The organism is Paenibacillus sp. FSL W7-1332, from assembly GCF_037969785.1.
GTDB lineage: Bacteria > Bacillota > Bacilli > Paenibacillales > Paenibacillaceae > Paenibacillus_AQ.
This window is the reverse complement of the sequence record NZ_CP150209.1, coordinates 1538554-1562968: the sequence shown is the minus strand read 5'-3', so window position 1 is coordinate 1562968 and position 24415 is coordinate 1538554. Positions and strand designations below refer to the sequence as shown.

At 53.5% G+C, this 24415-nt stretch carries 21 protein-coding genes; 4 read left to right on the top strand and 17 right to left on the bottom strand.

The annotated features are described in order from the left end of the window. Positions 1-152 precede the first annotated feature (152 nt). The 3 genes from MKX98_RS06670 (at position 153) to MKX98_RS06660 (ending at position 2528) form a co-directional block, all read left to right on the top strand. Positions 153-461, top strand: a complete 309-nt coding sequence (locus tag MKX98_RS06670; protein WP_339224345.1) for a hypothetical protein — start codon at positions 153-155, stop codon at positions 459-461. Positions 462-504: 43 nt separating this feature from the next. Further along, complete coding sequence (locus MKX98_RS06665) at positions 505-1656, top strand: MFS transporter (protein WP_339222192.1); 1152 nt, start codon at positions 505-507, stop codon at positions 1654-1656. Positions 1657-1901: 245 nt separating this feature from the next. Further along, positions 1902-2528, top strand: a complete 627-nt coding sequence (locus MKX98_RS06660; protein WP_339222190.1) for a DUF3298 domain-containing protein — start codon at positions 1902-1904, stop codon at positions 2526-2528. 111 nt (positions 2529-2639) lie between these two features. Here the strand turns inward: MKX98_RS06660 and htpG are convergent, their stop codons facing one another. The 15 genes from htpG to MKX98_RS06585 all read right to left on the bottom strand — a co-directional run bounded on the left by htpG (position 2640) and on the right by MKX98_RS06585 (position 22136). Then, complete coding sequence (gene htpG / locus MKX98_RS06655) at positions 2640-4517, bottom strand: molecular chaperone HtpG (RefSeq protein WP_339222188.1); 1878 nt, start codon at positions 4515-4517, stop codon at positions 2640-2642. Between the two features lie 250 nt (positions 4518-4767). Further along, a complete protein-coding gene (locus MKX98_RS06650; protein ID WP_339222186.1) occupies positions 4768-6009 on the bottom strand; it encodes an MFS transporter in 1242 nt (413 codons plus the stop codon). A 53-nt stretch (positions 6010-6062) separates the two neighbouring features. Then, the gene (locus tag MKX98_RS06645; protein ID WP_339224343.1) at positions 6063-9161 is read right to left on the bottom strand and encodes a glycoside hydrolase family 2 TIM barrel-domain containing protein; all 3099 of its coding nucleotides are present in this window, start codon (positions 9159-9161) and stop codon (positions 6063-6065) included. Between the two features lie 149 nt (positions 9162-9310). Beyond that, positions 9311-10123 (bottom strand): carbohydrate ABC transporter permease, encoded by an 813-nt coding sequence (locus MKX98_RS06640; RefSeq protein ID WP_071221250.1) that lies wholly within the window; start codon positions 10121-10123, stop codon positions 9311-9313. Beyond that, positions 10120-11127, bottom strand: coding sequence for a sugar ABC transporter permease (locus MKX98_RS06635; RefSeq protein WP_339222183.1), 1008 nt, complete (start codon positions 11125-11127; stop codon positions 10120-10122). Before MKX98_RS06635 ends, MKX98_RS06640 begins: the two co-directional genes overlap by 4 nt. A 23-nt stretch (positions 11128-11150) precedes the next feature. Further along, on the bottom strand, positions 11151-12428 hold the full coding sequence (locus MKX98_RS06630) for a sugar ABC transporter substrate-binding protein (RefSeq protein ID WP_339222181.1): 1278 nt from the start codon (positions 12426-12428) through the stop codon (positions 11151-11153). A 141-nt stretch (positions 12429-12569) separates the two neighbouring features. Beyond that, complete coding sequence (locus MKX98_RS06625) at positions 12570-13745, bottom strand: response regulator (protein WP_339222179.1); 1176 nt, start codon at positions 13743-13745, stop codon at positions 12570-12572. Beyond that, the gene (locus MKX98_RS06620) at positions 13723-15468 is read right to left on the bottom strand and encodes a sensor histidine kinase (protein ID WP_339222177.1); all 1746 of its coding nucleotides are present in this window, start codon (positions 15466-15468) and stop codon (positions 13723-13725) included. The genes MKX98_RS06625 and MKX98_RS06620 overlap by 23 nt, the downstream gene beginning before the upstream one ends. A gap of 211 nt (positions 15469-15679) precedes the next feature. Next, the gene (locus tag MKX98_RS06615) at positions 15680-17386 is read right to left on the bottom strand and encodes a trehalase family glycosidase (protein ID WP_339222175.1); all 1707 of its coding nucleotides are present in this window, start codon (positions 17384-17386) and stop codon (positions 15680-15682) included. Between the two features lie 361 nt (positions 17387-17747). After that, the gene (locus tag MKX98_RS06610; protein WP_339222173.1) at positions 17748-18440 is read right to left on the bottom strand and encodes a DUF308 domain-containing protein; all 693 of its coding nucleotides are present in this window, start codon (positions 18438-18440) and stop codon (positions 17748-17750) included. Continuing rightward, positions 18433-19032 (bottom strand): TetR/AcrR family transcriptional regulator, encoded by a 600-nt coding sequence (locus MKX98_RS06605; RefSeq protein WP_339222171.1) that lies wholly within the window; start codon positions 19030-19032, stop codon positions 18433-18435. The genes MKX98_RS06610 and MKX98_RS06605 overlap by 8 nt, the downstream gene beginning before the upstream one ends. Before the next feature lie 169 nt (positions 19033-19201). Continuing rightward, positions 19202-19399 (bottom strand): hypothetical protein, encoded by a 198-nt coding sequence (locus MKX98_RS06600; protein ID WP_194541236.1) that lies wholly within the window; start codon positions 19397-19399, stop codon positions 19202-19204. 20 nt (positions 19400-19419) lie between these two features. After that, positions 19420-20628, bottom strand: a complete 1209-nt coding sequence (locus tag MKX98_RS06595; RefSeq protein ID WP_220686341.1) for a hypothetical protein — start codon at positions 20626-20628, stop codon at positions 19420-19422. Next, a complete protein-coding gene (locus MKX98_RS06590; RefSeq protein WP_194541234.1) occupies positions 20625-21092 on the bottom strand; it encodes an RNA polymerase sigma factor in 468 nt (155 codons plus the stop codon). Before MKX98_RS06590 ends, MKX98_RS06595 begins: the two co-directional genes overlap by 4 nt. 525 nt (positions 21093-21617) lie before the next feature. Beyond that, positions 21618-22136 carry a TetR/AcrR family transcriptional regulator gene (locus MKX98_RS06585; protein WP_071221261.1) on the bottom strand — a complete coding sequence of 173 codons (519 nt, stop codon included), beginning with the start codon at positions 22134-22136 and terminating at the stop codon, positions 21618-21620. Between the two features lie 178 nt (positions 22137-22314). Between MKX98_RS06585 and MKX98_RS06580 the strand changes: the two genes are divergently transcribed. Continuing rightward, positions 22315-22851: a DinB family protein gene (locus tag MKX98_RS06580; protein WP_233354773.1), complete on the top strand. Its 537-nt coding sequence runs from the start codon at positions 22315-22317 to the stop codon at positions 22849-22851. A 124-nt stretch (positions 22852-22975) separates the two neighbouring features. Here MKX98_RS06580 and MKX98_RS06575 read toward each other — a convergent pair whose 3' ends face one another. Together MKX98_RS06575 and MKX98_RS06570 are read right to left on the bottom strand one after the other, a co-directional pair. Beyond that, the gene (locus MKX98_RS06575) at positions 22976-23707 is read right to left on the bottom strand and encodes a nucleoside phosphorylase (protein ID WP_071221263.1); all 732 of its coding nucleotides are present in this window, start codon (positions 23705-23707) and stop codon (positions 22976-22978) included. A 1-nt stretch (position 23708) separates the two neighbouring features. Continuing rightward, on the bottom strand, positions 23709-24383 hold the full coding sequence (locus MKX98_RS06570; protein ID WP_339222167.1) for a sulfite oxidase-like oxidoreductase: 675 nt from the start codon (positions 24381-24383) through the stop codon (positions 23709-23711). Between the last annotated feature and the right edge of the window lie 32 nt (positions 24384-24415).

The window sequence follows — 24415 nt, the reverse complement described above, 5'->3', positions numbered from 1 at the left end:
GCACGGCTCGCCTGTGCAAGCACAGGCATCTACTCCCTGCTGTGCAAACCGGATCCAAGTCTGCTATATTTCTCAATTTGAGTTGGCTTCTTTCCCCCTTCGCATTCTTCCAGCCGATCCTTCTGGGATCGGCTTCAATTGTTGCACCTCATATGTATGAAATTTTTGTTCTGGGTGAATTGATGACCGGGGATAAACACGGCTATATGCTCCAAGAGATCCTTAAAAATGCAGTTCCGAAAAAGGTTCGACTCGACTGCCTCGAGCAATATTTAATTTATCTCGAGACAAACCTGCAGCATGTAACGGATTTTGAGGCGAAGATCACGTTCTACAAGCCCGAGCCCGAGAAACAGCGGCTTCAATTGCTGAGGGTGCTGGATCACCGGAAGCAGATGGCAATGACGAATATCGAGTGGGTCAAGAAAGAAATAACGGCCGTTAAGTCCGAAGAAGACTAGCGTTCAAGCGTTTTTCACATTGGATATAAGGAGGGATACGAAGATGGAACGTTTATGGACGAAACCGTTTATTCAGATGACGGTCGGGATGCTGTTTCTATTTACGGGCTTCTATCTGCTGCTGCCCACGCTTCCGCTGTATATCAAGCATTTAGGCGGCTCCGAGACTCAGGTAGGTTTGGCGGCCGGCGCGTTCACGCTGACGGCGGTAGTCTTTCGCCCAATGGTCGGGGGATTGGTGGATCGGTACGGCAGGAGAGCTTTTTACATTTGGGGTCTTATCTTCTTTGTTCTTTCGATGTATCTCTACGATTGGGTCGGCAGCATTCTGCTTCTGCTTGCACTGCGGATCCTGCACGGCGCGAGCTGGGCTTTTTCGACAACCTCTATCGGTACGGTCATTACGGATTTAATCCCGGCCTCCCGCCGCGGGGAAGGCATGGGCTGGTATGGGATGGCGATGACGGTTGCGATGGCCATCGGCCCCATGCTGGGGACCTATATTGTCGGTGGATATTCCTTTCAGACCTTGTTTCTTGTCGCTACCGGGCTCTCTCTGGTTGCCTTCATACTGGCCTACATGACCAGAGCACCTTATCAAGCCAAACCTTCGGCAGGCCGGATTCAGCTAGTCGAGAAATCCGTTCTCCCTGTCACGGTCGCCATCTTTTTTCTGGCTGTCGCTTATGGGGGAATTACAACCTTCCTCCCGCTGTTTGCCGAGTCCATTCGGGTCAATCCGGGAACCTTTTTCCTGGTGTACGCCGTCGCTCTTACGTTGATTCGGCCCTTTGCCGGAAAGCTGTCGGACCGTTTCGGCGAAGCGGCTGTCATCATTCCGTCCCTTGTCGTAACGGCTGGCGCTCTCATCGTCTTAAGCCTGTCGAGCGGATTGCCCGGACTGATTATCGCAGCTATTCTGTACGGCATCGGCTTCGGCTCGGCCCAGCCCGCTCTTCAAGCAGCCACCCTGCGCATTGCTCCCGAAGATCGGAGAGGCGCAGCCAACGCTTCCTTCATGACCGCATTCGATCTCGGCATCGGGCTTGGCGCGATCCTGCTGGGCCTGGTCTCCGAGCGTATCGGCTATGCATACTTGTTTACGGTTACGGCAGTATCGGTTGTCGTATCCCTGGTCATATTCACGATCTTTGTAAGAAGACTGCTTACGTCTGGCGTTGCGGACAAAGAGTGAAGGCTATCCGATTTCCGGCAAACACACGCCACGGACCGGAACCGCCGCATAAGAGCGTTCTGTCTGCTCGAAAGCCGTTCCGCGGGGATGACCGAGTTTCCGAGTTTCCGAGCCTCCAAGCCCGCCAGCCTCCGAGGTTCCAAACTTTCGTGGTTCCGGACTTCCGAGCCTCCAGACTTCGTAACCTTCGCGCCCGCTTTCGAATAGGCTAACGTATCTGATGTTAGATTGGAGCGATGGTACGCATGGCGCAATATGTACCGCCGGTGAGCATCCATACCCTCACGCATACGGCACCCGGTCTCGTGATTCATTATCCGCAGGTATACGGCCTCATGAATCCAGGAGCAGAAGAAGCCATCAACCGGGCGATTATTGATCAAATCCAGGATATGCAGCGCGAACAGCAGCAGATTCAGACCGGCACCAACCCGCAAACGACGGGCACTTTTGAGATCAAAACGAATGAACGAGGCATCCTTAGCCTCGTGCTGACCAACTACACCTACTCCGAACCTATGGCACATGGACATACGGTAACGAAAGGCCTGACCTTTTCCACGGCCACCGGTAAATCCTACGCCTTATCCGACCTGTTCCGTCCGGGCTCCAGCTATCAAGCCGTTTTGGCCGCCGAAGTGAATCGTCAGATCAAGGAACGCGGCATTCCCGTGCTGGAGAGCAGTCCGGTCACCGTTTCGCCGAATCAGGATTTCTATCTGGCAGATAAGTCACTGGTCATCTTCTATCCGCTATATGCCATCACGCCGTACTATGTCGGCTTTCCGATGTTCCCGATATCGGTATATGACCTCTTGGGCATGGCGCCCGAGAACGGATTGTTATCGGATCTTGCCGCGGACGTGGCGTAGAGAACTGCATCGTGTTCAGGTGATAAGCATAAAAAAAACAAACCCGATTCCCTGGTGTCATACCAGCGTTTCGGGTTTGTTTATTATCATCGCATGAGCCAGCTACGACGGTTACACCATGATTTTGCAAATATCGTTCGTGAATTCCACCGGATCGGCAATCGGCAAGCCTTCGATCAGCAGCGCTTGATTGTACAGGAGATTCGTGTAGAGCTTCAGCTTATCTTGATCCGCTTGCTGTGCCTTCAGGGATTTGAACACCTCATGGTTCGTGTTAATCTCCAGCACCTTGTCGGCTTGGATATCCTGTCCGTTCGGCATCGCCTTCAAGATCTTCTCCATCTCAATCGAGACATCGCCCTCCGTGGACAGGCATACCGGATGGGATTTCAGTCGTTTGGAGGCTTTAACGGATTTCACCTTGCCGGCCAAGAGGCTGCCCATAGCTTCAAAGAGCTCTTTATTGTCGTTCTCTTCAGCTTCATTCTCCTGTTTGTCCGTCTCGGAATCGAGGCCAAGATCGCCGCTGGATACCGACTTGAATTCCTTCTCCTTGTATTTCATGAGCATCTTGATCGCAAACTCATCGACATCGTCGGTGAAGTACAGAATTTCATAACCTTTGTCGAGCACCATTTCCGTCTGCGGAAGCTTCTCGATCCGGTCGATGGAATCACCGGAAGCATAATAGATATACTTCTGATCCTCCGGCATCCTCGATACGTACTCGTCCAGGGAGACCAGTTTCTTCTCCTTGGAGGAAGTGAACAGCAGCAGATCTTGAAGATCTTCCTTGTTCATGCCGTAATCGTTGTAGACGCCGAATTTCAGTCCTCTGCCGAAGGATGCGAAGAACTTCTCGTAATTCTCCCGCTCGTCCTTCATCATGCCTTGCAGCGCGCTTTTGACTTTGCTCTTGATGTTCTTGGCAATCAGCGTCAGCTGACGGTCATGCTGGAGCATCTCGCGTGAGATGTTCAGCGACAGATCCTCGGAATCGACCATCCCTTTCACGAAGCTGAAATAGTCCGGCAGCAGGTCGCCGCATTTGTCCATGATCAGGACGCCGTTGGAATAGAGCTCAAGCCCTTTCTCGTATTCCTTGGTGTAATAATCGAAAGGCGTATTCTCGGGAATGAACAGAATCGCGTTATATACAACGGCACCGTCCGCTTTTACATGAATGTGTTTGAGCGGTTTATCGAAGCCGTACCGTTTCTCGTTGTAGAAATTCACGTAATCTTCGTCCGTCAGCTCGCCTTTGTTCTTGCGCCAGATCGGCACCATGCTGTTGATGGTCTGCTCTTCCTGGACTTCCTCGAACTCATTCTCGGCATCAGCCTTCGGACGCTGCGTTTTCACGTCCATCTTGATCGGATAGCGGATGAAGTCCGAGTACTTCTTGATGATCGCTCTTAAGCGGTACTCTTCCAAATACTCGTCATACTGATCATCTTCCGTGTTCTCTTTGATCTTCAATACGATCTCGGTTCCGACGGAATCCTTGTCGGCCGGCGTAATGGTATATCCATCCGTGCCTTCGGATTCCCACTTGAACGCTTCGTCGCTGCCGAGGGCACGGCTCGTCACGGTAACGACATCGGCAACCATAAATGCGGAATAGAAACCTACGCCGAATTGGCCGATGATATTGTGGCCGTCCTTCGCTTCGTTCTCACTCTTGAATGCAAGGGAACCGCTCTTGGCGATGACGCCCAGGTTGTTCTCGAGGTCTTCCTTTGTCATTCCGATCCCCGTATCGGTAATGGTCAGCGTACGGTTTGCTTTATCTGCGGTAATCTTAACGTAATAGTCTTCTTTATTAAAGGTCAAATTGTCGTCGGTCAGCGCTTTATAGTAAATCTTGTCGATCGCGTCGCTGGCATTTGAAATCAGCTCACGCAGAAAAATTTCGCGCTGCGTATAGATGGAGTTAATCATCATCTCGAGCAGCCGTTTGGACTCAGCTTTAAACTGTTTTTTCGCCATGAAAAAATCTCCCTTCCAATCTGAACGAGGTTTCTTTTTAGCACTCTTTACATCAGAGTGCTAACACTTCTTCTATTTAAACATGTACCAATTTTTGATGTCAATATGTTTAAAGACTTTCCCTGGAACAAATACGGATTCAGCCTGCAGCAGTGAAGCAGACGCCGTAAGATGAATATGAAAGAGCCTGCTGCAATCGGCAAAAAGGCCGCCTAAAAAGGGGATTTCCCTTATAGACGACCCTTCACATTCATGGCTCGATACCGCTGTTTATTCTCTTGGATAAGACCGGGCGAATCCACCATACGTAATACAGGCCGCATAGGAGCAGCACGCCGGCCGTGGCCAGAAAGGGAAGCCGATAATCCTGCCGGGCCAGGATCAGTCCGGCAACAAAGGTTGCCCCGGACGAGCCTAAACTCCGGAATACCGACCTCATGCCGGCGTACAGATTCCGTTCCTTTTCATTAAAGGCCGACATCAGCAGACTGTCCAGCAGATTGGACAGCATGGTCACGCCGCCGCCCCGCAGTAGAAACAGCCCGACAAACAGCCATACGGGGAGAATCATGTATAGAGCGGCAAACAGCACAATATTAACGATAAATACCGAGATAATGGCCATGTTATAACCGAACCGCTCCATGACGTACGGCGTCATCAACGAGCATATAAACAGAAGGATCGCGCCGATGGCCAGAATCAGGGATACCTGGTCGTCCATCCAATCCAGGCGGAACTTCACGATGACGTTCAGGAAGGAGCCGGTCATGGCGATACAGCCGCCGAGCAGCGCCGTAAACACGGCGAACAGCCACAAGGTCCCGGAGGATAGAGGTCCCATTAGCCTGGAGATGCCTCTCGAAGGTGAAGCTGCCGCCGCTGCCGCCTCCGAAGCCTTGTTCTCGGCAGGCAGCCAGAACGCCCGGATGACGCCGTGAAGCACAAGCACCAGCCCGGTCAGCAGAAGCGACACTTCATAACCTCTGCTTCCTTCGAACCCCTTCGAGATATATCCTGCCGCCAGCGTTCCGAGACCCGTGAAAGCCGTAAAGACGGCAAACATCAAGGAAAATGCACGGGCTTCCTCCTTACGGGAACGGCAATAATGGAAGAGAAGCTGGATCTCCGTCGTCTCCACCAGCGTCAAGCCGGCAGACACCAATATTTGAGCGGCATAGAACCACAGCAATTCATCGCTGACGGCAAAAAGCACATTGCCCGCGGCAATAAAGAATACGCCGGCAACCAGCAGTTTCTTTCTTCCGGTCCGGTTAGCGAGCAGGGATACCGGAATGGCGAGAACGCCCATGATCAGTATGCCCATCGATACCAACGCGCCGATCTCGTCCTCCCTTAGCCCCCGGAAGAGCAGATGCAGATTCAGGACGAGTGTATAGAGACCGATTCCGATGCCGTAGAAGGCCTCGCTTATCAGGAACCGGCGCACCCCTGTAGACAGCTGCAGCAGGTCTTTGATGTAAAAGGACATGTTATTCCCCTTCTCCAGAAAATCCGAAAACGATCTGAAATGAAATCAGTCGGTTACTTGTATAATTCCGCTTCCGAGCGCATCCGCCGGCTCAGCCGTACCGGGTCGGTATCCTCGGCAGCGTGAGCCTTCAGCAGCATGCGGAACGAGAACGGCTCCGGCTCGATTGAGTGCTCGGGAGCCTGTGCCGGACCGCAGCTGTTGCTGCCAAGCCCGTTCTGCCGGTAATCCAGGTTCAGCGTAATGAAACTGCGCGGAACAAGATCGCTGGCATGCGCCGCGGCCTCGACATCCTGATCGGTGTACCGGCTCGCACTGAAGTTCAAGGCGGGCTCGCCAACGGCGAGAAGCCCCATTCCCGCGCCATCCGCGAGCGAGATCCAGCGGACATCCGATCGGTTCCCGTTCTCCTGCGGATAAATATAAGGCGTGAACAAGCCGTCCACGGTGCTGCGGTATTCCCCGAACCGTCCCGCTTCCAGGCTGTCCGGGTAGCTTTCCCCAGGTCCCCTGCCGTACCACCGGACATGTTCCATGTCGCCCGCGACTTGCATTTGCAATCCGATTTTCGGCAGCATGGCAGGCGGCGTGCCGATTGGCTCACCCTTCACATCCATGATGATCAGACCGCTGGAGGTGATCGTATAGGTCGTTTCACAGCGGAAGCCCCAATCATATACCGGCGGGGCAATGCGGGAAACCCGCCGTACCTCAACGCATTCCCGGTCTAATCGTTTCCATTCGAAATGATCGATCCGTTCAGAGAGCCGGTCCAGATGGGCCTTGCGCCAATCCGGGAGCACGTACATATCGTTATCGATCGGCGGACGCCAGAAGTTCAGCGCGGGACCGCCAAGCATGATTCTTTTGCCATGCAGGGATAAGCCTTGGAAGCCTGAACGGAGAGCGCTGAGTGACAACTGAAAGCTTCCATTCCCCACTTGAAGGCTACGCTTCTCCTCGCTAATCTGCAAGGGGCCCCGCCGCAGGGCAGCCGTTGACTCGAATTCTGGCTTGGACGATTCCCGCAGCAGAAGCTGGGACCACGCCACCTCATGTCCCCGTTCCGCCCAGCGGCAGTCCGCAGCCAGCGAGAGGGATACCTCAAGCCACAGCTCGGCATAAGGACTCACGCCTATTGTCGCCTGCTCCAAAACCTTCGAGAGGCTAAGCTCTGCACTTGTGCCTGCTTCGATGCGGGGAAACTCCAGCACTCCGCTGTGGGCAAGCTGTCCATCGGACAGTACCCGATAATGGGCCTGCAAATGATCCAGCGAAATGAAATCATAACGGTTCATGATATGAAGCACACCGTGTCTTCCCATCGTCATACGGACCGGTTCAATGACCTTTTTGTATTCCAGAAGTCCGGTTGAAGGCGTCCGGTCCGGACGAACCAAACCGTCAATGACAAAATTGCTGTTGTTCGGCACATCGCCGTAATCGCCGCCGTATGCATAATCCTTCCGGCCGTCCGGAGTCCTTCTGCTCAGCCCGTGATCGATCCATTCCCATACGAAACCGCCCGCCAGGCGGGGATGCGCTTCAAAGGTATCGAAGTAGGGGCGCAGTCCGCCGGGCCCGTTGCCCATCGCATGCGCGAATTCGCACAGAATATGCGGCTTGGGATGGTCGGTCATTTTGCCGAAGCCTTCCATCTTCTCGACGGAGGAATACATCGTGCTCACCACGTCGCACACCTCGGCTTCGCGGTCCTCCTCGTAATGGATCAGCCTCGTGGGATCATTCTCCCGGCACCAGTCCGCCATTGCGCGGAAATTACAGCCGAAGCCGGATTCGTTGCCGAGGGACCAGAACAGCACGGACGGATGGTTTTTGTCCCGCTCCACCATCCGGCGGACGCGATCCACGTACGCTTCCTTCCACTCGGGATCGTCGCTCAGGCGGGAAATGTTGCCGAGCGGCTCGAAGCCGTGGGTCTCCAGATCCGTCTCTTCCATCACGTACAGCCCATACACGTCGCACAGCTCGTAGAACCGCGGATCATTCGGATAATGCGCCGTCCGTACGGCATTGATGTTGTGCTGCTTCATCAAGCGGATGTCCTCCAGCATCGTGGACAAGGTGACGGTTCGGCCCGTATCCGGATGATGGTCATGACGGTTGACCCCTTTCAGCAGGATCGCCCTGCCGTTAACGAGGAGCTGTCCGTCCTTTACTTCGATGGTGCGGAAGCCCACGCGCTGCGCCAACGTCTCCAGCGTCTCCCCCTGAGCATCCCGTAGGGTGATCACCAGATGGTACAGTGCCGGTGACTCGGCACTCCATAAATCCGGACCGGCTACCTCTATGGCAAAGTCCTCCACGGCGGAGTGCCCGACGTCTTTGCCGGTTGATCCCACTTCCGCTCCGTCTCCATTCAACAGCCGCAACTGGGCGGAGCCGTGCTCTCTTCCTCCCAGTTCCAAACGCACGTTCAGCTTGGCGTTCAGATACTCCTCATCCAGCTCGGTCGTTACGCGGAAGTCGTTGATGCGAAGTCCCGACGGCTCGGCAACCAGATACACATCCCGGAAAATGCCGCTCATCCACCACATGTCCTGGTCTTCCAGATAGCTTCCATCGGACCACTGGTATACCCGGACGGACATCCTGTTTACCCCAGGCTTTAAATAAGGCGTCAAATCGAATTCCGTGGTCAGCCGACTGCCTTGGCTGTAACCGATAAACGACCCGTTCAGCCACACATGAAACGCGCTGTCCACCCCGTCGAATTTGACGCAAATCTTTCTGCCGTCCCAATGTTCCGGAAGCTCGAACTCGCGTACGTAACTTCCGGTCGGATTCGCATTTGGCACATGCGGCGGATCCACAGGAAACGGATAGTACAGGTCCGTGTAATGCGGATGCCCGTAGCCCTGCAGCTGCCAGTGCCCCGGAACCGGAAGGTCATCCCAGGCCGATACATCGTAATCCTCTTGATAAAATGCTTCAGGAGCGCTCTCAGGCTCCTCGGCATAGTAGAATTTCCACACCCCGTTCAGCGATTGGTACCAGGCCGAGCTGCCTCTGTCATAACTGAGCGCTCCGTCCTCATCCGCAAACGGAATGAAATAGGCCCGGCTCTTCGCCCGGTTCCGTTCCAGCACGCTCAGGTCATCCCAGTCGCGGCTTATATGACGGTCTTTCATCATGTCTCTCCATCCTTTCCCAAGCGGTCTAAGCTTCTAGTTGTCGTTCAAAAAGTCATCTGTCCATGGCTTTTTGAACACGCACAACTATGTTCGGATATTGCATCATGCTGCATTGATCGTGGATGCCTATTATCAACCGGCACCGTTTATCCCTTGATCCCCGTCGTGGCGATGCCGCCAACGATATAACGCTGCGCGAAGAAAAAGACGGCCAGCGGCGGAATCGAGATCAGGCAGGTGATGGCCATGATGGATTGCATGTCGACGCCGTGCATGCCCTTGAATTGGGATAACCCCAGCGTCAGCGTATATTTTGTCTGATCGTTCAGGAAGATGAGCGGACCCAGATAATCGTTCCAGCAGCTCATCATATGGAACACGGCAACCAGAATGAGCGACGGCCCCATCAGCGGCACGATGATCCGCAGCAGAACGGTCATTTTGCCCGCCCCGTCAATCGTTGCCGCTTCATCCAGCTCCTTCGGCAAGGTCATGATGAACTGGCGCAGCAGAAAAATAAAGTAGGCGGAACCGAACCAGGACGGAACAATCAGCGGTTTGAGCGTATTGATCCAGCCCAGGTAGTTGAATTCCATATACTGCGGAATCATGGTCACTTCCCACGGAATCATCATGGTGGCAAGCACGATCAGAAACAGCGCATCCCGCCCCTTGAACTGAAACCGGGCGAACCCGTACGCCACCAGCGTGCACGATATGAGCTGCCCGAGCGTCGACAGCAGTGTCACGATCAGCGTATTTTTCAAAAACAGGTTAAACGGCTGAATGCTCCAGGCTTCCGCAAAGTTGCTGAATCTCCACACGGAAGGAAACCATTTTGGAGGAAACAGATACAGCTCCTGCTGCGACTTCAGCGCTGTTGTGATAGCCCAGAAGAGCGGAGCAATGAACAACAGCGAGCACAAGATGAGCAGTGTGTAAGTAATTACTTTTTTCATGCGGAACGCCCCTCTCTGCCGGCAAGCACGCCTGCTTTGGCACGCTTCGGCTTCGCCTTCTCCTTCTTCATCTCGCCCTCATAGAACACCCAGGCCTCCGAGGACTTAAACACAAGAAACGTCAGCGTTAGCACGATCAGGAACATGAACCAGGCGTTAGCTGCGGAATAACCCATCTTAAAGTACTTGAACGCATTCTCGTACATGTACATCGCATAGAAAAACGTCGACTTCAGCGGGCCCCCGCCCGTAAGCAGAAGCGCCAGCGTCAGCTGCTGGAAGGCAGCAATGATGGACGTAATCAGGTTGAACAACAGGGTCGGCGTGATCATCGGGATGGTCACATTGAAGAACTGCCTGATCTTGCCTGCCCCATCCATCGAGGCCGACTCATACAGGTCCTTCGGAATTCCCTTGAGACCCGCCAGAAAAATAAGCATCATCGAGCCCTGTCCCCACAGGCTTGCAATGACCATGGCGACCAGGGACCACTTCGTATCGTTCAGCCAATCCGGCCCTTCGATGCCGACCAGCGATAAGAAAAAATTCAGGATCCCGTAATCCCCGCTGTACACCCAGGACCAGATCATGGCGAGCGCTACGCCGGAAATGACCGACGGCAGGTAGAAGGCAGTGCGGAAGAACGCGCTCCCTTTTACCTTCTGATTGAGCAGCATGGCGAGTCCCAGAGCCACGATGATGTTCAGCGGCACGAACAAAGCCGCGAATTTTAACGTAACCAGCAGCGATTTCCAGAACAGCGGATCGTTCGAGAACATCTCCACATAGTTGTCGATGCCGACAAAGGTCACCTGGCCAACGATCGGCCAATCAAAAAACGAAATGACGAGGGAAAACAGCAGCGGACCAAGCGTAAAAACCAGGAATCCGAATATCCATGGAAAAATGAAGAGGTAGGGCACGGCCCCACCCCATCGTTTTGGTCCAAGTCGCTTCGGGGCCGCTGTCTGCTGTTGTGAGTAAGGCGCATGAGTGTGGGCCATTATCGCGAACCTTCTTTCTTCGTTTATTTCAAATAGCGTTCGCTATCCTTCACCGCCTGGTTCAGAACCTCCTGGGCATCGCTGCCGAACATGACGGATTCCACGGCTGCCGACAGCTGGCGGTTGACTTCGTTCCATTTCGGATTCAGCAGGAAGGCCGGCGTATTGTCCGAACGCTCCAGCATCGTGTAATACGGCTTGTAGAGCGGATCCTGGTCCTTCTTCAGTTCGTTGACCACGCTGACCCGGACCGGCAGATCGGCCACGCGCATTTTGATCGCTTCATCCGATACGTAGAACTTAATGAACTCCCACGCCAGATCCTTGTTCTTGGAATCCTTCGCTATGGATAGCGCGGATTCGGCCAACACGCCCTTCACAGGTTTGCCCTCGAAGGCCGGCATCTCCACCGTACCCACATCGATTCCGGCTTCCCTGAAGGATTCCAGCGGCCAGATACCGCTCTCCCACATGGCAATTTTGCCGGCCTTGAAAATATCCTCACCGCTCTGCTGCCCTTTGCCTCCGGTCAGGACGGCTGAGCCGTTCTTCAGCATATCGCCCAGCATCTGAATGGCTTCCGCCGTTTCCTTGCTGTTCATGTACCCTTCAATCGTTGTCCCGTCCTCCGAAATAAAGGAACCGCCGTTGCTCCATACGAACCCTTGAAGGTCATACGTATCATTCTCGGCCCGAACGCCGAAGCCGTACTGCTTCTTGGATTTATCCGTCAGCTTCTGGGCGATTTCCTGGAATTCCGTCCATGTCCATCCATCGCTCGGGTAGGGAATGCCCGCATCGTCAAACATCTTCTTGTTGTAGTACACCACCCGGGTCGTAAAGCCCGCCGGGATTCCATACAGCTGATTATCAATCTTGCCGTAGTTAAACAATCCTTGGTAAAAATCATCGATATTCAAGTCCTCGTCCTTGGACGCGTAGCCATCCAGCGGCTCCAGGGACTGGTGATACGTCGGAAAATCCCACATGTACATCACATCCGGCGGATTGGCTGCGCCAAATCCGGCTGCCAGCTTCTGATCGAATCCGTCGGCGTAGGCCTCCACCTGTACCTTGGTTCCGGGATGCGACTCCTCGAACTTCTTGGCGATCTCCTGCTCGATCTTCAGTGCATCTCCCGTATCCCAGGTAGCGAAGCGAAGCGTCGTTGCCGCGCCCGATGAATTGCCGTCCGGCTCCTTCGATCCCCCAGTCCCGCCGCTGCCGCCGCATGCGGCCAGCAAGGATGCCATTAACGTCATCATCGAAACCAACGCGATCCATGACATTTTCTTTTTCATATTGTCAGCTCCCCTAAAGTATTGAGTTGATATGAATTGAACCGCTTTCATCATAACTCGGATGAAAGCGGTTCAAAACGTGCGCTGATTCGCAGATGATCGTATTTTTGTTCGAACTTACATAGACGGGTGTTCATTTGTTTACAATGATTCCCCTTTTTGTTCGGCACGGTATTGGCTTGGCGTCTGACCCGTACAGCGCTTGAACCATTTGCTGAAATATTTGCTGTCGCCAAGCCCGGTCTTCTCGGCGATCTCCTGCATCGTTAAGGAGGTTTCGCGCAGCAGACCATAGGCGAGACGGAGCTTGCGCTTATACTGGAATGTGATGAAGCTGTCGCCAACCGTTTTCTTGAACAGGATCGAAAAATGGCTGCGGCTCAGCCCCACCTGGTGGGCCAGCTCCGCTGCCGACCACTCGTCCGCGGGATGTTCGTGCAGCAGATGAACCGCCTGCAGGATCGGCTCCGGCCAATGCTCGCCGCTCAGACCGTACACCCGTTCCAGCTCGGCTTCCTTGTGCAAGGATTGAAAGGCTGCCTGCACATCCATTAAACCGTGAAGACATTCCCGCGAATTCCAGGTGAGCTTCCCGCACCGGCTCTTGATCTCCACCAGCAGGCTGTCTGCCGCTCCCTTAAACTCCTCCGGTACGGCCCAATAACAGCTGTCCGCGCCGTAAGGAATCAGCTTGCTGCTGCGTAAACCCGGCTCATCGGTGCCCTGCTCCTGCAGCAGGTGCTCCCAATTGCTGCTGCAGCCCGCCGTTTTGATCAGATACAGCGAGATGGGCTTGCCCTCTCCAAGCCCGACGCGGCTGCAAAGCTTTCGGAGTTCTCCAGGGAAACGGTCACTGTGCCCGTTAAGCCAAGCAAACAGGTGAGCAGAAACCTGTTCTTCCAACTCGTACCCGTGGGCCGGCGTATCGGACAGCTCACGCTGGAATTTTCCCAGCATCGCTTCGAGCTCTTCGTCCTCAAAGGCGGTTTTCAGCAGATATCCCGAAGCGCCGAGCCGTATCCCCTCTTGGGCATATTCAAAATCCCGGTGACAGCTGAGCAGAATGATCCGGGTTTCCGGTGCAACCTCCTTCACCTTGCGCGACAGCTCGATCCCATCCATCTCCGGCATGACAATATCCGTAATGACCACTTGCGGACGAAACTCCAGAAAAGCCTCCCAGGCCGCCTGACCGTTGGGGCTGTCTGCCACAACCTCCATTCCGAACCGGTCCCACGGGACCGTGGAGCGGAGTCCCTTCCGCACAATGCTCTCATCGTCGGCAATCATCACCTTAATGTTCCCTGCTTTCATCATCGCAAGACTCCTCCTTTTTCGGCCATCGTATGGTAATCGTTGTTCCTTCTCCCTTAACCGAATGCACCTTGAGTCCGTATAGAGGGCCAAAATGCAGCTTGAATTTCTGATCGGCGTTCCGTACGCCAAGCCCGCCGCGTCCCTTCCGCTTCATCTCCGGCGAGAATAACTGTGCGAGTTTCTCCTCCTTGATGCCGGCTCCATTATCGCGAAGCGTAAGCACCAGCTCGTCATGATCCTCCTCGACCTTGACATGGATCTCTCCCTGACCATCGGTGAAGGCATGGAAAAAAATATTCTCGAACAGCGGCTGAAGTGTCATCCGCGGAATCAAATAAGGCAGCAGCGCCTCATCGCAATCCAGCTCGTAACGGAACACCTCGCCGTACCGGATCTCCTGAATTTTCAGAAAGTGACCGATCATGCGCAGCTCCCTGTTCAGCGTGACGAGCTCCTGGGAAATATCCAAATTCCCCTCCAGCACCATCGTCAGATGATACAGCATCTGACGGATGTCCTCCGCGCCTTCCAGCCTGGCTTTCCACTGGATGGAGTTGAGTGTGTTGAACAGGAGATGGGGATTGATCTGATAATGGAATGCGCGCAGCTCCGCCTCTTTTTTCAGCCGCTCGCTCTGCTCCACTTCGCCAATCAGTGTCTGCACGCCCGTAACCATCCGGTTAAAACTCATATCTAGGCTGCCCAGCTCATCCCTGCCCTCGATTGGCGTACGGGTATCCAGCTTGCCGAAGCTTACCTTCTGCATCGAGTCCTTCAAGGTCCGGATTCGCGAGGTGAACCGGGAGGAGAACAGATAGGCGATGCCAAAAGCGAGCAAGCAGGAGACGATGGCAACAACCATCGTGTTCGCCCGGATAATGCCCGAGGATTGATAGAACGCCTTGGCGGGAATTCTGGCTTCTATGGTCCATTGGTTGACGTCAAGCGTCCGCGACCAGGTCACATCGTTGTCACGGGGCGTATACGGAGCATCCGTCTCATACACAATTGTGCCGTCCGGCGATGTAATAAGCAGGTGGGCATGCGTGTCGGCCTCGAACTTGGCATAACTGCGCAGCAGCTCCTCGGCGTTCTCCTCGATCAGAATGATGCTGCCGTCCTGAGCCTTTTCGGGGTGATGGATCGGCACCGCCAATCCAAGGACGGGCACATTGTCGCTATCGCTGCTCTTGATGGAATGATCCTGTTTATAAAAACCGAGCCAATAAGTCCCGGCATATGCCTTCGGCCTCGTGTTCCACAGCGGGATATTGCCGAGTTTATTCATATCCAGATTGTTCTCCCCATAGTAATAGCCGGAGGACGTTATGATGTAAATTCCTGCTGTCAGCTGCGTCCGAAGCGACTTCAACAACGATTCGAAGTCGTTCTTCTCCATAATGTCGCCGTATGTGGATGGCGTCCCGGCTCCGATTCCCGAGTGGCTCGGATCCAGTAAATAGGAATAGATCGTCTCCGCCGTCTGCTTCATCCGCTCCAATGCCGAACTGGTCTGCTGCTCCAGCTGCGCTACGGCATTATCGCCGTATTTGCCGAACTGGGAATTAATCACTTTAGCGGATTGAACATAAGAAAGTCCGCCAAGCGAGAACAGCGGAATCAGGGTGACGATTAAAAAACAAGTAAGCAGCTTGGTTCGTATACTGTGATAGGTGCCGGTGAACAGCCGGCCCACTCGATCTTTGATCCCCTGAAGATTCATGGTTACTCTCCCTATTGTCGTATCGTATCGTGAAACTTACATCCACTCGTTCGCTATGAGGCAGGACTGTGAACCCGTTCGTGATACCGCTTTCATTATAAACCCGAACAAAGAGCTTGTAATTAGGCGGCAAATGGAAAATGAGAGAAAACGGAAAAAGCACCTCCCCCTCAAGGCCAAAAGCCCGGGAAGAAGTGTTAGTCCGTGACAGTTATAACGTGTATTCATGTCCAAGAATCAAAAATACGCTGGAAGTCCAGGTGAACGCCCGGTCGCGCAGCCCCGCTCCGGTCAGGGCATCAAAATTCTCGGCCATCCCGCTGAGACTGACCATCCGGCAGTACCGCTGCGCAATCTCCATCGCCAGCTCCATATCGCCGGCGGCCGCCACCCCTTCGACTAGCAGCATCGTGGAAGGGGCCCAGATCGGCCCGCGCCAATATCCGTCCGCCTTATAGTAACGGCTGTTTACGCTCTCGGTCGCCCAGCCGTTGCTCGTCAAGAATCGGCCTTCCTCTCGAAGTCCTTCCAATAGAGCCGTGCGGATATGCTCGGGAAGGCGTTTTCCCAGCAGAATCGGAACGAACAGCAGCAGGCTGTCTCCCTCGGATACCTCATGCGTTCCCGAACGGCAGGCGGTGAATCGACCGTCTCTCCAGAAATGCCGGAGCATGCGATCCAGCGTATCATCCGCACTCCGTCTCCATTGACTCGATTCCTCGGTCAGGCCCAGCAAACCCGCGATTTCAGCCAGCGTCTCCATCTGGATAATCAAATAAGCGGCAAGGTCAGGGCTCTCAACGGGGATGCCGTTATTGAACGCCGTACTGTTGTCCCAGCCCGAGTCATTGCCGTGGTTATATTGGGGAATGCCGTCGCCGTCATGATCCCGGTGTGTGAACCACCACTGTGTCCATTTCGCTAGAGGACCATAGACCTCGCGCAGCTGGGCCTCCTTGATGTAATCCGTCCGGCGCATCATCCAGGCCAGCGTCCAGCCGTGAATCGGCGGTTTGTTGCAATTCCAAAGCTCGTATTTATCGTTCACGAAGTCGGGGATCAAGCCGCTCTCATCCTGCCGGTCAAAAAAGATCATGAACTGATCCCAAGCCAGCTCCGGCTGATGCCGCACGAGGGCCATCGCGTTAAAGCAGTTGTCCCAGCTCCAGATGTTGGTCATCCAATTCTTGGACATATACATGGCTGGGCGGGTTAAACAGCCTTCGGCCGGAACTACGCAGGACCAGGTAATATAGGCAGCGAGCTCCCTTGCTTCCTGCCACCGTTCAGAGACGGTCAGGGTATTGTTCAACCAATTGGCATAATCCTCGCGAACGCTTTCAACCGCATCGTCGAAGGACTCCCAGTCGGTAAGCGGCGTCATGACGGTCATGAACTCTTCTACGGCGAATTCAGCCGTATCGGTTGCAGTGTCCACGGAGAAGTCGGCGGTCACACGCGAGCTCTTGATCTCGTTCCATTCGACCTCCATGCTCATCTGGCCAACAAGCCGGGTCAGCATGAAGCGGCAGCCGTGCGTGAAGCTGTTCACTTCCCAGCTGTCCGGATTTGTCTCGTAGGCGTAGTCATACGCTGCGGGGGAAAAGGTAAGCCTTATGCCGCAGCCTTCCGCGCGGAACCGGACGGTCCGGGAGTCCGATAAACAAATGTCCGCGTGGCCTTCCGAATCGGAGGCCGTTAGCCTGATTTTGTCGGGTGATGCTACAGGTTCAAAGGAAACCGGCTCGTTCTGCCGGTTTAGCAGCTCTATCAGAAACGCCTCGCCAAACTTGTCATCCCCTCCGCGGACGGTTCGCAGGTAAAGTCCTGGTCTGCGGTCCTTTGCCGCGGGCAGAAGGGAAATTGCCAAGAAGGACTCTCTACGGCTGAAAGGTACGATATTCAGATCAAAATTCATAGGACATCTCCTTCGCTGAGGTATCGCTTTCATTGTAAAACTTCTCATGGGAAGAGAGGACTGCCGGATGTCTTGCCGATAGAGGGATATTGTTTGCCGGAGGTTCGACTGAGCGGGAGAGGTGCCATTTTGTTCGATAAGAAGGGGGACAAATGTTATGGCAAACCACAGCGACGCGAAACTTCTATAAAAACGAAGATGACCGCATCATCAGCTTATGACAATGGCGATCATCTGGTTTAGCTGGGCGACTACTGTCATCTGAATGAACCGCTTGTCGTTCAACCGGAATTATGCGATTCGGTATTTAGTGAGCCATTATGTCGCTATGATGGCTTCGTCTGCTATAGTCGCTCAGGCGTTATGGCTTCTGCCCGTGCTGACGCCAATATTGTCTTTTTCCGTCATCGCGCACGGTGATGCCCAGCTTCGAGAGCTCCCGGCGCAGATCGGCCGCGTCCTCTTGATCGTCGTTCTCGATGGCCTTCTCCCGCGCCAGGAATAGCGCATTCATGCTGGGCGTAAGCCCCGGCGTGTCGGCAACCCATCTGACGTAATGATCGGCGAACGGATCGCGGTCTCTCCAGGAATAACCGTGACGCATGAAGGCTTCGGCCACCGTTTCCCGCTTGGCTTCCGGTTTCTCGCGATAGAGCTCCTCCCCCTCGTTGCCCAGTAGCACCAGCTGCTTGCCGTCCATAAAGGCAGCGGAAACTTCTTCTCTCATAAAGGTTCGTTCAGCCTCATGAATGCGGAGTGTAATCTCCTTGTCCGACAGGCGGACCGCAAGGCTTTCTTTAATGGCTAAGTGGGAGAGCACCATGCCCGCAAGCAGGCCCAGAACAGCGGTTACGATAACAACCCATGGGCCCTGGATCGATGCGATCAACTCCAGCGGTCCTTGAAAAGGCACCCAAGCCAGGCCCGTTGCCCAATCCGCAATCGCAGGCAGAAACCAGCCGACCACCGCGCCTAATAAAGGCGGCACCGCCCAGACCAGCATTCGGTCTGCCCACGATAATCCGAGATCACTGTATTCCATCCCGTTATTCAATAGTATCCGCTCCTTTCCTGAGGACACTGTTCACCGCTTCCCTCCATATCGCTTGGTAATCCAATCGAATATCCATCATGAGATAACTCGTGATATTATCAATGACCAGTGCCAGCACATACGCCTTGGAATCTGCATGTTGCCGCTCAATGATCCCGAAATCTGCGCCTAACCGCATCAGTTCCCGAAAGCCGTCCAGGAACGATTGCTGCATGGCGACCACCCGCTGGCCGTAATTGGCACTCCGGCTTGCGGTCAGCATGAACTCGCTCAATAAGCGCATCACCGGCACGAAAGCCTCTTCCTCTTCCGGAAACATGCGCAATCCCCCTTGATACAGCTTCTCCGCGAAGTTACGCTCGTTCATTTCGGTCAGGGAGAAATAATGATCGAAATGGTAATCGCTGAACATGTATTCAAAGACCCGCTCCACCAGTTCATCCTTGGACGCAAAATGATAGTAGATCGACGGTTTCGTAATGCCCACTTCGCCGGCGATCATCGCCAGGCTGGTCTTCTCGATGCCATGTGTCGCAAACAATCCGATGGCAGCCTCGACGATTTGCTGTGAGGTTAAATCCTTCTTTTTCACGCTGTCATCCGCTCCTTTTTTACCTACCGATAAGTAGAATTTTAAGACGGAGGATGATGGATGTCAATATTTTTTAACTACCGGTAGGCAAAAAAACTAAAAATCGCCGATGCTTATCGCATCGACGATTCATAATAATTAGGATTTGTAGCTTAACCGGCTCAACTGATTAAAGCATTCTTCTTCCCATCATCATGATGGTTTTTAACAGTGACTTCCATTTTCCCTCGACTGTACGTACAGCCGCTGCGGCGTGGGCCGCTTCATTGCGTTTAGAGCGCAATTTCGTTGCCATCCGGCATCGTTCCAGTTCCTGACGGAGATCGCGAACATGCTGTTTGGCAATATCTTCATTATTGATATTCATGTTTCATTCCTCTTTTCTTTTTATAGCGACAACATTCCGACATTACCAATACCTGCAAGCTCCTCTTCCGTCCCCTTCACTATAATACTTCCATTGTTTGCCCGAAGGTAAGGGTACAAAATGCCTTTAATTCTTTTTTCCCCTACAACGACTTCGCCGAAAAGATCCAGGGAGGACATCGAAGCCCTAATATCTTCCTCGGTGACGTCATCGTCAAAGGTCAGCGTCCCGTCAACAATGAAGCTCGCCGGCTGGCCCAAAGCCGCCAGCTGATCCTTCGACCAGGTCTCCTCGCCGCTGATGAACACAAACAGCCGCTCATAACTTACGATTTCCGTATTCAGGTTGGGACAGCGCTCCCAGACCAGATCTTCGATCTCTTCGCCGCAAATGATGAACGAACTGGAATGTATCTCCGACACGGCCTGGCTGAAGGCGTCCCGGGTCACGTCCGCCTCGAGAATGAGCGGCTTACTCGTGTAGAGCTTATGGCTTTTAAAGCGCCGTACGCTTCTTGCGTTTAGCCGTAGCGGTTTGGTTACATGCTCGAATCCTGCCGGGATCACCTCGACCAAGCCGTTGATCTTTTTCAATTTATCGTAGAAATAAGGGGATTGATGTTCATGGATAATCGCCTTGCCGTTGACTTGGATCTTTTCAATCCGGGCCGAGAACTGCTCCATATCCAGCTCCTTATCCAGATGAACCATGCCGTTCAGAACCAGCTCCATAGGCTCGCTGCCGGAGGCCAGATATGCATTGTTCAGCTGCACTTTCCCGGACTCGAACCTTGGTTCGTATTCGTAAGCGTGAATCTCCGCGCTGGCGCCTCCCACTTTGAGGAGTGCAGAGGTAACGGCAGCGGCCAGATGCCGGGGAGCATAGACCTCGCCGTTGACCACCAGGTGCAGCGTGCCATTCTGGAATGCTTCAAGGGATACTCCCTTATCGATGATGACCGTGCCGTTAACGAATACGCGGTCCGGCTGCTCCAAGAGCTGAAAGTATTCCTCGTCCAGCCGCAGGGTGCCGCTGTAATAACGGTGTCCCTCGGGGATTTCAATCGTCTTGCCGATATTGCCTGCGTTTTTTAACAGCGTGAGGAGGTGTGCCGTCTCTGCCCGGTATATCACAAGGCCCACGTTTCCGATCCGTTCGATGCTTGTTACGGTTTCCTCCGTTGCCTGCGTAAGATCCAACATCCCTACATTCTCGATGATTCTGCTCATTTCATATCTTCCTCCCATAGTTTTCTCAATTTTTTGATGGCGGTTTGCAATTTGTAACGAACCGTGGCTGCCGGCATGCCCAGCTGTTCACCGATTTCCTGGCTGGACATCCCGAGCCAAAAGCGCTTGAACACGATATCGCTCTGCGATTGCGGCAAACGGGCGAGCCATTCCGTCATTTCGATATTGCGGCTTGAAACGGGGAGCTCGGCGATGTCCAGATCATCCTCCCACGATACGAGCCGCTTCTCCCGGCGGCTAATATCGATCATGCGATTTTTGACGACTCTGAAGAACCAGGCCTTTTGCTTGTGAAGGGGCAGCGCTGCCAGGTTCGGCTCCTTGATGGCTTTCATAAAGGCATCCTGGACCAGATCATCCGCTTCGTAAGCATGCTTGGCGATGGATCTGGCATAACGCTGGACATCGTCCTTCAGGTTTTCATAAAGATCACATACTTGCATTAGCCAACCTCTCACTTTTCGTTTTGTCTTTTCTGTTAATATAACGTTTGGGCAAAAGAAACTGATGGATAGTCTTGAAATTTTTTTCGTGCCCATAAAAAAACACGCCAACCGTCTACGCAGTCAGCGTGTTTACCTATAATTAATCCCACATGGAGAACAACACCAGCAGAGTGGCTGTTACACCGAGCAAGACCGTGTGCCTGGAAAACCATATCGAACGTATTTCTTCCTTCATACTTCATTCCTCCTTATTGTTTTCATTTAACCTGATCATTCATCTTCCCTGATGGCTCAGTCCCACCAGCTAAGCACACTTACCAGCATAACCGCTACCAAGAAACCGTCCATAAATTTGAGCTGAAGTTTAGCCATATTGGATTCACCTCCTTTAAAGAGTCAACCACTCGAGCAATTCATTATTGATTGATCAATCACAATTATTTATAAAAAAGTGCCCTTATCCCACCGCGCACCAGTCTTGAGGTGCGCGGTGCGGCACTTCAGAGCGCGCCTGGGCGTACTCTATCTTATGGGCATCATATTCGGCATATCCATCGCCATAGCTACATTGCACAGCATGCCCCGGGCCAGAAAATCGGAGGTTTTCTTGTCGGCATCCTCAAATCCCGCTCGCACAAAGGCATTCTCCACGAGATCCTTCACCTCATTCATTCCCTGCTGCATCGCTTCGCGGATGGGCGCTTCCTGAATCGTCTGCGCCTGCATCTGGAGCAGGATCTCGCTGCGATGCGATTGCACAATCCCTTCGTATGCCTGAATCAAACCCAACTCCAGATTCTCTGAAGAAGCGGATTCGATCACCGCTTGGAATGCCTTCACAATGCGCTCCCAGGAAACAGCCAGCGATTCCACAAGCAGCGACTCCTTGGTAAAGAACCGATAGACGTATGGCTGGGATATCGCTGCCCGTTCGGCAACCTGAGCCGTGGTCGCGCGATAATACCCGATTTCTGCAAACACTTCGATGGCTGCCGCCACGATGTCATTGCGCCGATTCGCAGAGGTTGACGCTCTAGCCATTTCTTCCCCCTCCTTTCATTCATTTCGATCCATTATTGATTGACCAATCACTAATTAAACAAAGTATATACGGTATGCTTTATTTTTGCAACTGCTTTTTCCAAAATTATTAAATTCAACATCTGGCTATAGCTTAACGCGTAGGGAAGGAATCCGCTATTTCTTATCGAACTGTTTTATGAACCGCAAATTAAACCGCATCATCCAAGAAATTTATTCTGTGATCGATCAAGGAGGACAAATCATGAGTCATGAAGGTCAACAGCTATTCGAACGATGGCATAAACACCGTACGGTCTTGCTTCATCTGCTGCAGGACGTTCAGAACGAGCATCTGGATTATAAACCGTGGGAGAATGCCTATACCTTGGGCGCATTAGCAGTTCATATTGCGGCGTCCTCAGACATGTTCCTGCGTTCCATTGTAAAAGGCTCGTTCTCTCCACCCTCTATTTCCACCGAATTCGAAACCATCGATGACATTAGAAATATCGTGCAAGCTTCGACCGAATCGTCTACGGCGGTTTTTAATGAATTGTCCGACATCCTGCTGGAGCAGCCGCTGGACTTTAACGGGTTCGTTGCCCCAGGAAAAGTGTGGCTGAGCAACATGGTCGACCACGAAATCCACCATAAAGGGCAACTATTCACTTATGTTCGAGCTGTGGGTATTGAGAAGGTTCCCTTCTTCACGGTTCAGCCGCCCAAACAGTAAAGATGGGTATGACTGGATTTTCAGCTGCAAGTTCCTGATACTCCCCCGAATTCATCTCACGCAAAATAAAAAGCCGGGTCTCCTGCAGCTTACGCTTTAGGAAACCCGGCTTTCTTACCCCTTACTAACCCTGCTTCGCCAGCTTCACCACAGCCTGCAAGGCCGTGTTAATCTCGCGTTCCACCGCGTCGGCAACCACATTCGTGTTCGGGTCGTACTCGGCCGCGAGGTCTGCGTCGGCAAAACCGTCCATAGCGACAATCGCGCCCGCGCGAACGCCGCGGATCGCCGCAACGACGTACAATGCCGCAATTTCCATCTCAACGCCGAGCGCTCCCGCTGCTTTATACTTCTGGTGCGGTACTTCTTCAACGCCGTTAAAGAACACGTCCAGGGTTACAGTAATCCCCTTGCGCACCACGCCTTCGCCAATTGAAACCGCGGATTCGTACAGCGCCTCCGCTACCTGGCTGTCTGCAACCGCTGGAAAGCCGTCCGGCACGAGCTGTTTCGTCAGGCCATCCGTACGGATCGCAGCCGTGCTGACCACAAGGCTTCCCGCGGGGGTATCCGCCCGATAGGATCCGGCCGTGCCGACGCGAATCAGGGTTTTCGCCCCCGCGCGAATCAGCTCCTCGAAACAAACCGCAGCTCCCGGACATCCAACGCCGTGGCTGGTTACCGCGAGTTCAACGCCTTCATACGTTCCCACGAAGGTGCGGTACTCGCGGCTGAACGCGAGCTCGCGCGCGTTTGTAAGCTTGCGGGAAATGGTCTCCGCACGCTTGGGATCGCCGCAGACGATCACAAATTCAGGTATATCCTCTGAGTTCACTTGCAAGATAGGCATCAACATTTTAGTCAAACTCCTTATGTGTCCATTCATCTTCGGGTATATCCAGCACCTCGCCGCTAAACCGCTCTTCCTTGAACGGGTCCGCTTCATTGTGGAAGCCGTTGCGTTCCCAGAAGCCCGGACGGTCTTCCTTCATAAACTCGATCCCGCGCAGCCATTTGGCGCTCTTCCAGAAATAGCGATGCGGCACAACCGTACGCAGCGGCCAGCCATGCTTGTCCGTCAGCGGCTCGCCGTTAAAGCGATAGGCCAGCAGCACATCGTCCTTAAGCAGATCCTCGATGGGTACATTCGTATCGTAATCGGGATCGGCATGAAACATGACGTATTTGGCATCCGGCTTGATCTTCAGCCCCGCTAGGAAATCCCGGAACAGGATTCCCTCCCATACCGTATCGAACTTGGACCAGCGGGTAACGCAGTGGATGTCCGCGTTCACGGTCACCGTTGGCATCGCCAATATATCTTCATAAGAAAACGTCCGTTCCTCTTCGACTTCCCCGAACACCTTGAGCGTCCACTCCGACATGTCGTAATGTGGAACCTCCCCCTCGTGCAAAATGGGGAATTTCTCGGTCAGCGTCTGCCCCGGCGGCAGTTTGGCACGCTGCTCCTCGGTCAGGTTGCTCACCGCCACCGGCCTCATTTTTTTCAATCGTTCTGCCTTTTTGTGCACCAAGTTCATCTCCTTTACGCTTGATCGCTGTT